The sequence below is a fragment of the Acaryochloris sp. 'Moss Beach' genome (assembly GCF_021497025.1).
Taxonomy (GTDB): Bacteria; Cyanobacteriota; Cyanobacteriia; order Thermosynechococcales; family Thermosynechococcaceae; genus Acaryochloris; species Acaryochloris marina_A.
The window spans coordinates 4,557,920-4,570,670 of the sequence record NZ_CP071717.1; the positions used below are offsets into that span (position 1 = coordinate 4,557,920).

At 46.1% G+C, this 12,751-nt stretch carries 8 protein-coding genes and 1 tRNA gene; 4 read left to right on the forward strand and 5 right to left on the reverse strand.

The window, feature by feature from the left end:
- Nucleotides 1-23: 23 nt before the first annotated feature.
- The gene (locus tag HRE53_RS21445; protein ID WP_235107859.1) at nt 24-6,143 is read right to left on the reverse strand and encodes a hybrid sensor histidine kinase/response regulator; all 6,120 of its coding nucleotides are present in this window, start codon (nt 6,141-6,143) and stop codon (nt 24-26) included.
- A 607-nt stretch (nt 6,144-6,750) separates the two neighbouring features.
- Here HRE53_RS21445 and HRE53_RS21450 point away from each other — a divergent pair.
- Nucleotides 6,751-7,428 (forward strand): hypothetical protein, encoded by a 678-nt coding sequence (locus tag HRE53_RS21450; RefSeq protein WP_235107860.1) that lies wholly within the window; start codon nt 6,751-6,753, stop codon nt 7,426-7,428.
- Here the strand turns inward: HRE53_RS21450 and HRE53_RS21455 are convergent.
- Complete coding sequence (locus HRE53_RS21455) at nt 7,425-8,540, reverse strand: extracellular solute-binding protein (RefSeq protein WP_235107861.1); 1,116 nt, start codon at nt 8,538-8,540, stop codon at nt 7,425-7,427. The two genes, HRE53_RS21450 and HRE53_RS21455, sit on opposite strands and share 4 nt — an antisense overlap.
- Nucleotides 8,541-8,915: 375 nt before the next feature.
- On the opposite strand from HRE53_RS21455, the gene HRE53_RS21460 reads away from it, so the two are divergent.
- The 3 genes from HRE53_RS21460 (at nt 8,916) to gltX (ending at nt 10,993) form a co-directional block, all read left to right on the forward strand.
- Nucleotides 8,916-9,263, forward strand: a complete 348-nt coding sequence (locus HRE53_RS21460; RefSeq protein ID WP_212665234.1) for a hypothetical protein — start codon at nt 8,916-8,918, stop codon at nt 9,261-9,263.
- Nucleotides 9,264-9,357: 94 nt separating this feature from the next.
- Nucleotides 9,358-9,431 (forward strand) — tRNA-Asp (locus tag HRE53_RS21465).
- Nucleotides 9,432-9,535: 104 nt separating this feature from the next.
- On the forward strand, nt 9,536-10,993 hold the full coding sequence (gltX, locus tag HRE53_RS21470) for a glutamate--tRNA ligase (RefSeq protein ID WP_235107862.1): 1,458 nt from the start codon (nt 9,536-9,538) through the stop codon (nt 10,991-10,993).
- 246 nt (nt 10,994-11,239) lie between these two features.
- Here the strand turns inward: gltX and HRE53_RS21475 are convergent, their stop codons facing one another.
- The 3 genes from HRE53_RS21475 to HRE53_RS21485 all read right to left on the reverse strand — a co-directional run bounded on the left by HRE53_RS21475 (nt 11,240) and on the right by HRE53_RS21485 (nt 12,578).
- A complete protein-coding gene (locus HRE53_RS21475) occupies nt 11,240-11,575 on the reverse strand; it encodes a hypothetical protein (protein ID WP_235107863.1) in 336 nt (111 codons plus the stop codon).
- Between the two features lie 173 nt (nt 11,576-11,748).
- Entirely contained in the window at nt 11,749-12,216 is a 468-nt protein-coding gene (locus HRE53_RS21480; protein ID WP_235107864.1) for an AAA family ATPase, read from the reverse strand.
- A 206-nt stretch (nt 12,217-12,422) separates the two neighbouring features.
- The gene (locus HRE53_RS21485) at nt 12,423-12,578 is read right to left on the reverse strand and encodes a hypothetical protein (RefSeq protein WP_235107865.1); all 156 of its coding nucleotides are present in this window, start codon (nt 12,576-12,578) and stop codon (nt 12,423-12,425) included.
- Nucleotides 12,579-12,751 lie beyond the last annotated feature (173 nt).

The window sequence follows — 12,751 nt, forward strand, 5'->3', positions numbered from 1 at the left end:
ATGGTTAGCGATGTTCATCTAAGCTAGCTGGATTCAGTTAAGTGAATCAATCTTTCAAACTGATAGTCCTTGACGAGTTGGTATAGGCTTGCTGCAATTTCTTGATGGTTTGGTTCAATTTCTGAAATCAGGTCAACGACTTTACCTTCATCCAAAAATAGGGCGGCTTGATTGAGTTGCTCTCGCCAAGTTAAAGGCAGCCGGTTGAGGTGTTCAGGGTCAAGGGGCCGAAGGGGAATAGTCTGAGGTTGAGAAGGCGTAGATTCTTCGGTAATCCAGCTAATATCGAGCTTATCAGCCATTAAATCCAATATCTCAGCCAGAATATAGGGCTTACTGACAAATCCGTCACAACCATTGGCAAGGGCTTGGGTGCGAACGTCATCAAATGCATTAGCAGTGAGGGCCAGGATGACTGGAGGAGGACTGTGATCCGCAGCGGCTAAATCCTTAATCTTCTGGGCAGCGGCTAGCCCATTCATCCCAGGTAGCTGGAGATCCATCCAGATTAAATGAGGACGCCAAGATTGCCAACTTTCAATGGCTGCTGGACCATCACTGACGGCAGCCATCACAAAACCGAGGGGAGATAAATGATCAATTAAGAGTCGTTGGTTATCGACTTGGTCTTCCACCACTAAAATACGGTAGTTCGGCTGATCTTCAGCTAACCGCAGAATTCTCTGTTGGGATGGTTTGTGGGTGACCTGAGTGGTCGTTACCAACACCGGTAAGTTGAAAAAGAAGCAGGTTCCGATTCCCTCTTCGCTGCGAACTCGTAGCTGGCCGCCCATGAGCTGTACAAAGCTTTGGCTGATGGGGAGTCCCAGCCCAGTGCCCTGTTGGGATTTTACACCTGCTTGGGTTTGGACAAATGCTTCAAAGACGCTATCTAGCTCATCCTCGGCAATTCCAGCCCCCGTGTCTTCGACTTCGAATTGGAGGACACTAATATTGGGAGGAGTGAATTCATCAGAGTTGGAGTGGGGGGTTGTGATTCGCAACGTCACCTCGCCCTGTTCTGTAAATTTAATGGCATTCCCCAATAAATTAATCAAAATTTGGCGAAGTTTGCGTTCATCTGCTTGGATGACTTCAGGGACATCAGGTGATTGCTCTAATTGAAAGTCTAGCTCCTTGGATTTAGCCCTCAGCTGTAACATGCCATGAATGGCCTGTAAAAATTCATGAAAATTGAAGGTATCGAGTTGAAGGGTGGTTTTTCCTGCTTCAATTTTGGACAGGGCCAGCACATCGTTAATCAGATCGAGTAAATGTTCACCGCTGCGGTTGATAATGGCAAGAGATTCATCCAGGTGCTGCGGTAACGCCACATCTTGGGCCATCAACTGACTAAACCCCAAAATGGCATTGAGGGGTGTGCGCAATTCGTGACTCATGCTGGCCAGAAAATCACTTTTTGCTTGGTTTGCTTGCTCTGCTTCTAGCTGGGCTGTGCGGAGTTGCTGGGTCCGTTGGGTGACTTTTTTCTCAACTGAGGCATAGAGCTGGGCATTGTCGATGGAAATGGCGGCTTGGGCGGCTAGCAGATGGAGTACTTCTAAGTGATTAGGGGTGAAGGCCCCGGGCGTTAAATTATTTTCTAGATAGAGTAATCCGACTAGGTCCCCTTGCCGCAGAATCGGCATGCAAAGCTGAGACAGAGGAGCCCGATCAATTTGATAGGGGTCACCGGCAAATTTTGTTTCGGTGCGACCATCCTGAATGACCAGGGTTTCTCGGGTTCGTTCACTATAGTGAATGAGGGATAGAGGCAGGTGGCCATTAATCCCGACATGGTGCAAAGAAATGGGAAGCTGCGTTGCTTGCTCAGGATATTGAGCCGTTAGGCAGAGCTGCTGGTCTTGGTAAAGCAACAAGCAGCCCCGCTCTGCTCCAGCATTCTCGATGACGACTTGCATGGTGGTGGCCAGGAGTCGCTCAAGTTCAATTTCTTCAGATAGGGCTTGGCATGCTTTCATGACCGCAGCCCAGTCAAGGCCTTTAAAGCCACTTTGGTGGCTGGAGTGGGTGGGTTGGGTTCGTGCCAAACTAAAGGATTCTAACGCCTGAATCCGCAGTCCACTATTCAGGAATGGGGCTAATAACTGGGCATAGTTGCTTTCTAGGTTCGCTAGTTTGGCGGTTGCTCCCCAGCGCTCATAGGCGTAATAGGCATTGACCATATAAGTCTGGGCAATGGTCGTTTTGCCCCATTGCAAATAAAAGCGGGCAGCAAGTTCCTGGGCTAGGGCGATTTCTTGGGTAAAATTATGTTCTGTTGCTAAGGCAATGGCGAGATCATAGGCCTCAATGGCCTCAATATGTTCACCTAAGACTCGATAGCGTTCCGCTTCCACAAGATGATACTTGTGCTTGACGTTCATGGGGCCATACTGAGCGTGTCGCTGTAGGTAAGCCTGGTTCTGCTCAATTCTGGCTTGCCAGGGTTCGGAAATAATTGATCCGGTGGGAATGAGTGCTAGTAAGGCTAAGGAGTCATAAAAGTGAAAAATGGATCCTGTAAAGTAGCCTGGACCACCGTCTAAGTAGAAACGGGCCTGATCCGCAAGGTCTAGGAGATGATCACGATCATGGAATAAATAGCCGAGAACGAGTTTATGCACACTGTAAAAGTGCAGCCCTGCTAAATTGCTGGTGCTCACCATCTGAGGTAAGACGTCAACTTCGTTATAGGCTTTTCCCACTAACTGTGTGGGCTCCTGGTTTTGGCCTTGGAGATTAAGGACCACTTGCAAAAACAGTCGGGTAAAAGAGGAAGTGGTGGCGATTTGGAATTTGTCTAAAATCTTGACAAAGGCTTGGATGTCCTGGGTTAAGCTGGTTAAGTCTTGACCGCAGAAATAGGAATATTGGCAAATATCTTTAGCACAGTAGCCGACAAATTCTAAATTTCCAGTGTCCAACGCAATTTGATAGCCCTCGCGCAGAAGTGCGATCGCATTTTGGAGATGCGCCGAATCATGAACGACAAATGCTCCTAAGCTATATAGTACAGAGGGTTGAACGGGTTTGGCATCAAACTTCTCCATTACCTGGAGTGCCAAGTGACTATACTCGGTTGCCAGGTCAATATCCTGCAGCACCCCGGTCAGTAAAATACTGTAGGTGGCATAAAAGAATGCACCCAGAGGGGAGTTGCCATGGCGAATGCTAGTTTTAACTCCTAACACCGTCACTAAGGGGAATAAATCAGGTGCAGCAATATAAGCTGCTGGGATCATACTGGCTGCAATCCCCATCACCGCTAGTTGTTGTTGATCGAGCATTACTGGCAAATTGCCAAACTCTGAGACCTTGAACAGTGCTGTTTCTTGGGCAAGTTCTTGAAAGGCTGCTTGGATATCTGCAGGCTGAGGGGACCCTGGGAAATGGATACCAAAACGGGCAAGGGCTTGGCGGGCTGTGGAGAGCGCGTCTAACAGTCGGTTATGGGAGGTGTAGGCTTGGATTTGGATTTCATACGCCCTCACTTGATCGAGGGGATGAGAGGCGTGGGTCAGAATGGACTCGATTAATGATTCCATGGTCCCAATCGCACTATGCAAGTAAGCAGCCTCAGCTGCTAGCTCAGATAATGCCAGGGTCAGATCATAGTGCTGCTGCCACCCATTTTTTCCTAATAGGGTCAAGCCCATAGAGGCATACTCCGCAGCGAGATCGTACGCCGTAGAGGTCCGTGCCTTTTGGGCTGCGACTCGGTTGAGTTCAGCCAGATTCACCTGCTCTGCCGACGTCGGGAGTAGCGTTGCTCCACGGTTGAGCTGATTGACTAGCTCAAAGATCTGCTCATCCCGCTCCATCTCTGGAATTAGCTTGAGTAACTGTTGACCAATCATCAAGTGAGTGGCTCGTTTGTGGCCCGACGGAATTAAGGAATAAGCCGCTTGCTGAATCCGGTCATGGAGGAATATATAGGTGCTGATGGAGGGGGCTAACCCTGACGAGCGATACTCCATCGCAGGAGGCTGATCCTCATCTACGGTTGCTTGGATTTGTTCTTGCAGACTGACATTTTTAACGCCTTCTAACAATCCGGCTTGCAATGCTTCCCATAATATTTGGGTGGTTTCCTCCTCGCTAGTGTCAGAAACAATGGCCAAGGTCTTCAAGGTAAAACGATTACCAATGCAGGCCGCGAGTTTGAGACTTTCCTGGGTTTTCGGCGAGAGCTTCAGTAACTGGCGTCGCATGAACTCAACGACATCTCCTGTTAGAGCCAATGCCTGAATTTCAGTAATATCCCATTCCCAAGATCGCAGGGTGTTGTTAAACCGAATCAGCCCTTCTTTTTCCAGGGTTTGCAAGAATTGTCGACTAAAGAAGGGATTCCCCTGGGTCTTCTGAAATAAATATTGGGTGAGGGTACAGGTTTGCTCGGGTGAGCAAGCCAAGGTGTCTGAGATCAGTTCATTCAAATCCTTGGCGTTTAAAGCGGTCAGATGTAGTCGACTGATGGTTAGTTCTGATTGTTCGAGCCGTCTCAGGGTCTGCATCAAAGGATGAGCTTCCAGGACTTCGTTGTCACGGTAAGTCCCGATCAGTAATAGATACCCTCGTTCTGATTCTTCTAATAGGGATTGTAGGAACTTTAGGGAAGCAGAATCAATCCATTGCAAATCGTCTAGGAATAGAACCAGGGGATGATCGACCCCTGGAAAGATTTGGAAAAACTGCTGAAAAACAAGATTAAACCGATTTAAGGTAGGCCCGGGCTCGAGTTCAGCCACAGGAGGTTGGGGACCAATAAGTAGTTCAACTTCTGGGATCACATCAATAATGACCTGGCCATTGTCACCCACTGCAGCCAGGATTTTGGTTTGCCATTGCTTTAAGCTCTTAGAGCTTTCCATTAATAACTGTTGACACAGATCTTGGAAGGCTTGCAAAAGAGCCGCAAATGGCATGCTTTGCTGCAGTTGATCAAACTTGCCCTGAATAAAATAGCCCCGTCGCCGAACAATGGGTTTATGGATTTCGCTGATTACGGCTGTTTTGCCGACGCCAGAATGTCCCGATACCAACATCAGTTCGGTAGCCCCTTGAGCAACCCGCTCAAAGGTATTGAGTAGCACCTCAACCTCTTGGGTTCGGCCATACAATTTTTCAGGGATAATAAACTCCGTCGGCTGATCTTCTTGACCAATCGCAAAAGAACTAACTTGCCCTTGCTCCTGCAGCAAATGACGGCAGTAGGCTAGGTCGTAATGGAGTCCATAGGCCGTCTGATACCGATCCTCAGCCATCTTGGCAATCAGCTTCAGTACGATCTGGTTGAGGACTTCAGGAATATTTGGATTGATAATGATCGGCGCAACGGGGACTTGAGCAATATGGCAATGCACCAACTCCATTGGATCTTGGGCCTGAAATGGAAGTTGGCCTGTCAGCAACTCATAAAACGTAATGCCTAAGGAGTAAAAGTCTGTCCGATAGTCCACCTTCCGGTTCATTCGTCCCGTTTGCTCTGGGGAAAGGTAGATCAGCGTTCCTTCTAGCAAATTAGGACTGAGTAAAGCGGTACTTTCCCGAGGCAATAGAGATGCCAGGCTGAAATCAATCAGTTTTGTTTCTAAGGTTTGGGGGTGGACAACAATATTTTGAGGCTTAATGTCCTTGTGAATAATATGGTGTTGACTTAAACTCTCCAATGCTTTAGCCAGCTGAAGGGCAATGTCTAAAAATACATTGACAGCCATAGGAGAATGGGGCTTGCCATTCCCGGTGTGGGTTGCAAAGTTGGAGAGGGAAATACCGCCAAAGTCTGGCATCTCAATAGCCAGCCCGTTGTTATAGGGCAAAAGAGTGGTGGGCTGAACGGTCCCAGGGACATCAATACCGCAGGCTATTTCATATTCATGTCGGAATTCAGCTAATTCTTGAGCGGTGGGATAGGGGGTTTTAAGTATCTTAAGGACTACATCAGTCTGAGTGACCTGGTTTTGGGCGCGATAAACCAATGTTCTAGAGCTTTCGTATAGTTGCTCTAGAATTTGGTATCGGCTCAGGGTGATGTGGTCAACCGTCATGGTCACGTCATCGTCAAATGTATAGATAGTGTCTTCACAGAGGGTAGGGCTGTCGTTAGCTTGGGAGGAAAGTAATATATTGAATATGCCCATTAATAATGGTATCTAGATCAAGAAAAGATTTTCCTTTTTAGAAAAAAAACTGTATCATTTTCAGCTCCCTTATTTAAATATTTTCAAGAAAATAATATTTCATTCTCAAAAATAGCTTTCTCTAGGCTGGGTACTAATCTCCAAAAGGGCTCATTAGATATTCTTGACGGTTAAATTTCCTCTACTTTAGGAAAGAAATTACCATTTTTATTGAGGAGTAATGGAAGCAGACTTGTGCTTCTTTATAGTTTTTACTCTTTAGCAATTAAAATATTTCTGTATTCGTTTTTGTAGCTATATCCTTCATCTTGTTTTTTAAAAAAAGTAGACTTATTTGACGAGGAAATCCTGTTTTTAGTTTTTTGTAGTGGCGGCTATGAGTTGATTGCACCTATTTCTTGATGACTTCGCAAATCTCGCCAATGCCTAAAGGCTTTAGTCAATGGAAAGGATTGATTGAAGCACTTAAGTGGATTGCATTGACTTTTTAAGCCTCAACTGTTCACTATTGATTACAAGCGACTCTGGCCTAGTTGGCTAAGGTTGTATGGCGATATTTTGAGATAGGAAGTGAATGCAACCCTATCTATCCCAATGAGTGCAGGTTATGTCAAGATTATTCCTCCTATTAAAAGTATGGCAAGCGATAGTCTGGCAAACTTCCCGTAAGCTGCATGTTGGGACCCCACAGCCAGATCGGAGGGCTGTGATGAGAGGGGGTTGCTTTTGGGGAATGCTGTTTTTGGCTGGATTGATCAGCGACATGGCTATTGCTCAACCCCGGCGTAAACCTGTTACGAATGCCCTACCTACAGAATTACAAACCTTGCTAGAGAATCGTCCAAATGGGCCGATTATTTCTGCAGATACTCCGTCACAGAAAGGGTTTACGGTGCCTAGTCTATGGTGGACCAATGAGCAATTTGGTGAAAAATTAGTCTCGGACTGGAAAGCCTATGGGGTTGGGCAGGTGGGCAACCAACAAATTAATGTAATGGTTCGACCAGAATTGTGGACTCGCTATACCTACTTTGAACGGTATGCCTTTGTACTCAAATTCGGGTCTGATGCTAGCAATTTCGGCTATCAGTTGATGGTGCTGGATTCCCAAGATTTTGTCTTGGGAGCCTATACCTGTGACTTTGCCCAAAGCGATCCACATTTTATTCCTAGCATGCTGGATGGACGATCCCAACCGATTCCAGATTATGTAGATCCTAAGTCTACCCAGGCTTTGCCTTGCCGCCTTTGGTTAAATCCTAATTATCCTCGGAGTGTTTTTTAGGCCTGTATCCGCATGGCTTGCCATAGGCGTTTGTATTGTTGCAAGGTCAGGGTAGAGAGGGGTAACAAGAACTCACTTTTTTCGAACTGCTCAGGGGTTGCAACGAGGCGATGGCTTCGAGATTTGATTGAGAGCTGGGCGGATAACAGGGGTGAGACGGTATCTGTAAATTCCGATAAATTATTGGCGACGGTGTCTTCCCACCAGTAATTAATCCATTGATTAATCGCTTGACTAGGCTGGGCCTGGACCCATAGATCAGCCCACAAGGCTGAGCCTGAAGCAGGAAAGATTGCATCTAACTCGGGTTCCCGTGCTAGAGCTGGCAATATGTCTGATGACCACCCCACTGCAGCCCAGGCGTCTCCCAAAATTAAGGGTTCTAGATATTGGTTAGAGGCATAAAAGAGGGTTTGATCATTGAGGGCCTTTAGCGCTTGGGAGAGTTCTGAGATGGAGTCTAAGTCATCTAAGTTGTAGGACTGGCCTAGCTTTTTGAGAGTCAGGCCAATGATTTCTCGGGGTTGATCGAGCAAGCTAATGCGCCCCTTCAGTTCAGATCGCCACAAGTCTGACCAATCTTTGGGTTGCCACCCTAAATCTCTGAATTTGTCGGTTCGATAGGCAATCAAGGTGGCCCCCCACCGATAGGGAGCCCCCCAAATCTTACCTTCGTCGCTAGGATTGCCCTGGAGATCGCGACGAACCAGCTGTTGCCATCGAGGGGGTAAGTCAGACCATCGACTCAGATCATCAGCAGATAGAGGTTGGATCAAGTTTTGTTGAATAGCCTGGGGTAACCAATAATCCCCTAGACTGGCTAATCGGGATGGGAGCTTGGGCTGATCTTCTGCGGCCGATTTTTCAGACGGTTGTTTTTGATCTTCCCGGTGCCATTTTTGGAGCTGAGTGAAAATTTCCTGGGTAGAGGATTTTAACGAAATTTGTAAAGGAATATTAGAGTTTGAGCGGAATTTATCTACCAATTGAGGAGGGAGTGTCTTCTGCAACAAATTCACTTGTAATGCGGTGCGGTTGTTCTGTTGACAGGCCCCTAATAATTGACTCAAGGTTACTGCACCTAAGGTCTGTAAAAAAGAACGTCGATCCATCACTTTTTATTCATCACCTCTATTAAGATAACGCTGCTTGATTGAAAACCCATATTGGAGGACTCAAACGGTCGAGAATACATGCCATCAGGGAAGTGGCTCTTATTTTCTAACGAATTATGACTATTCGAGCCCCTGTTCAACAAACATGGAATGATACCTTCTGTAGGTTTTTTGAGGGTAAAAGTACTCAACTTTCAAGACCGGTAGATGTTCCAAGGATTTGGTAATGTCGGATAGGTAAAAATGCGGATCTAAACCTCAATTTATGGCGACGAGACTTTAGATTTAATTCCGTTTTGTGCCTTCAAAAAGACTCCTTTTACCTCCAAAAGTCCTTAACATGGAATAAAGTCAAATCAGTAGGGAAAGACCATGGATCCAATGCAAGAACAACTCACGCTGGTGAGTAATAAGGTTGATACCCTGCACCAGGTGATAGAGCAGCTTGATCATAAACTGACAACAACCCTTTCTCAGCAAGAATCTCAACAACGTCCGCTGTCTGGGGCAATCATTAATGAATCTTCGCTACATACCAGCCCTAGTTTGAGCCATAAGGATGTTCTAGCAGAAGATAATTCTTTTGACTCAAGAGAACAGCATGGTGAGAGACCCATCACGCCTGAAATTCAAATTCAGCGATTGACGGCCCAGCTTACGGCTGCTTATAACCGCATTGCAGCTTTAGAGGAGCAGCTCATTGCTCAGCGTGTGCACTAACGGATCATCTCCAGTCGGATGATTTTCTGGCATTTCACACAATTTGTTTGACAAATGCCGTTTCTATAAGCACAATAAAGATTGCTCAGCGCAAGGGACTGTAGTTCAACTGGTTAGAGCACCGCCCTGTCACGGCGGAAGTTGCGGGTTCGAATCCCGTCAGTCCCGTTCTCATCCCATATTTCCGTGCAAAGCCACCTGGGAGATTTTTGGATCTCTATTCGGGTGGCTTTATCGGTAGGATGGAATTTGTAGTGTAACCGAGAGATTTAGTGACCGTTCGAGTTCGTATCGCCCCTAGTCCAACGGGGAACCTTCATATTGGCACTGCTAGAACTGCAGTCTTTAATTGGCTATATGCTCGCCACCACCAGGGCACCTTCATCCTTCGGGTTGAAGATACGGATGAGGAGCGATCGCAACCGGAATACACCGAAAATATTCTGGAGGGTTTGCGCTGGTTGGGGATGGAATGGGATGAAGGCCCCTATTTCCAGTCTGAACGCCTGGATTTGTATCGGAATGCGATTCAAAAGCTGCTCGATCAAGGGCTGGCCTATCGCTGCTACTGCACGACAGAAGAGCTAGATGAGATGCGAGCGTCTCAAAAAAAGCGGAATGAAGCCCCTCGCTATGACAATCGCCATCGAAATTTAACGGTGGAGCAAGAAGCTGCTTTTCAGGCCGAAGGCCGTCAACCCGTCATTCGCTTCAAGATTGAGGATAATCAGTCGATTACCTGGAAGGACTTGGTTCGTGGCCCGATGCAGTGGCAGGGACGAGATCTAGGGGGCGATATGGTGGTTGCGAGAGCCACGGCCTCTGGCGAAGTGGGGCAACCCCTCTATAACTTGGCGGTGGTTGTGGACGATATGGATCTGAAGATCACTCATGTGATTCGAGGAGAAGATCATATTGCCAATACAGCCAAACAGATTTTGCTGTATCAAGCCTTTGGCGGTACGGTTCCTGAATTTGCTCATACCCCCTTAATTTTGAATAAGGAGGGGCGGAAGCTTTCGAAACGAGATGGGGTGACCTCTATCTCTGATTTTCAGGAGATGGGGTTTTTGGCTCCATCCTTAGCGAACTATATGACGCTGTTGGGGTGGTCTCCCCCTGATGCGACCCAAGAAATTTTTAGCCTTAGTGATGCGGCAGCCCAGTTTGACTTTGAACGGGTGAATAAGGCGGGAGCCAAGTTTGATTGGGATAAATTGGATTGGATCAGTAGTCAATATCTGCATGAGCTGCCCCTAGCTGAGTTGGCTGATGCGTTGATTCCCTATTGGCAAGCTGCGGATTATGACTTTGATCCGGTTGCAGATCGACCTTGGGTGGACCAAGTGACGGCATTGATTCAGCCTAGTTTGGTTAGACTCAAGGATGTGACTGAGATGACGCAGTTTCTGTTTACCCATGAGCTGACCTGGACGGAGGATGCTCAAAAGCAGTTGAGTCAAGAAGGGGTGGCTGTAGCCTTGCAAGGGGTGATCGACCCGCTCGCTGCTGTGGAAGGAGCTGAATTGTCGGCAGAAACGGCGAAATCGTTTATTAATTCGACGGTGAAAGAGAACAAGCTGAAGAAGGGATTGGTGATGAGATCGCTTCGTGCTGCACTAACGGGAGATATGAAGGGGCCTGATTTGATGGAGTCTTGGTTATTGCTCCATCAGCGAGGAGAAGATTTAAAGCGGCTCCAACAAGCGCTAAAAATCGCTAGTGCATAAACTACTGGTCTGAAGTGGCAACATTTCGATCTTCTGTTTCTAGCTCTTGTAAGACTAATGCATTGGCAGAATATTGAATTTCTGTGAGTGTGGAGTTTTGGAATTCTCCTTAGCGGGCTCTACCTGTGGTGGGAGCTATGGAGACTGGCGCTTGATAACCTAATTTCTGGTGAACGAAGGAAGAATCAGTCGTTCAGTCTTGATAGGAAAACTTTGCAGAACTTCAGCTTTTGCTTTTTTTGTCGTTTAATTGTCAATGATGTTGCCTTCACTGTCATACATGGAAGCAGACTCTATAAGCTGATCATAGAGTTCTTCTTCCCAGCTTTTATGTCGCCAGTCATCACCACGAATCTCCCACATAGAAATGAGACCTAGAAGCTCTTCAAGTGACGTGGCACTGAATCTTCGACCATTCTTTTCTGCATCCCATTGTGGATCTTCCCATTTGCCAGGTGTATCGTTCAAGTAGTTGTGCGAGAGAACATATCCTTTAGAGTGGAGTGCTTGTAAACATGGAATCTGCGTGTTGCCAGCGATCCGAATTGAGAGCTTGTATTCCTTGCTATCATCCATTTGCATTGTCAGATCTGAGCTTGTTTTTCTGTATCTTCATGGCATATATACATTGAAATTATTTAGCAGTTCTTGTCCTCTTTGTACGATTAAAAAACTAGACAATAGAGTTTTTATTACCTAGTCAGCCGAATACTGATACCTTCTGTAAGCCTGTAGTGATGATTTAAAAGATATGTTTAGATAGAGTCTTGGATTGTGTTGATGAGTATTTGTGCGACAATTTCAGGAGCCTTTCCAGTAGTATCAATTTTCTTGAATGGTAATGCGTGAATTAGCCTGAGTTTTTCTAGGGAATAGTGCTCTTGAGTTGCGGTACCTCGGGCTTCTAGGCGCGAAGCTAAGGTTTTTGAGTCACACACTAAGTAGATCGATTGAAGTGAGGTTAGGTCTGCGAAATAGTTGTAGAAAGGAGTGTATAGTTCTGATCTAGCAAAGACCCAAGATAAGATGACTGCGTTGGATGAGCTGAGATTTGCTTTAACGGCTCTAATAACTTCACTGATTGCTTCCTGTCTCGTACCTATTTTATTGGGTGCCCAAATATCATCTGCTTCCAAACAGCTAAAGCCATTTAAAAGTGAGCTTTTAAGGACGGTAGATTTTCCTATCCCTGGGGGGCCACCAAGAAGAACTAATTGTGCCAACTAAATGACCTCAAAGAATAGATTGAATTGGCTTGAAATGATAAGCTTTTTTTGAAAATTAAAATCTTGAAACTATAGGTATCTTTGTTGGAATTTAAATAGCTTATTCTCTTGATAGCTTGAAGTGTAAATATATTATGAGGCATCTTCCTCGATATATTTTAAAAGTCATGACGTCTGTCTCTAAAGACGGTATTTATAACCTTTTAAGTAAAACTAATGCTGAAATTACTTTTCAGGATGGAGGTTATTTTGGAAATTCCGACTTGGTAGGCACCTTCTGAGATGGCTAAGTGTTGATTGCGTAGAAGTCTTTGGGCCGTTTGAGTCCGACATTGAGTGACATATCGATAGGGAGACATTCCCATCGTTTGCTTGAACTGTTCTCATATGTATCACCCTCGCGAGATCCGCTAGGCAAATGGGATCTTGAAGGTGGTCGTGAATATATGCGATCGCATCTCGAAACTTCCTCCTGGAACATTGACATTTCAGATCAGGTAGGACGTATATCGTCATAATAGATGCAGGGTAA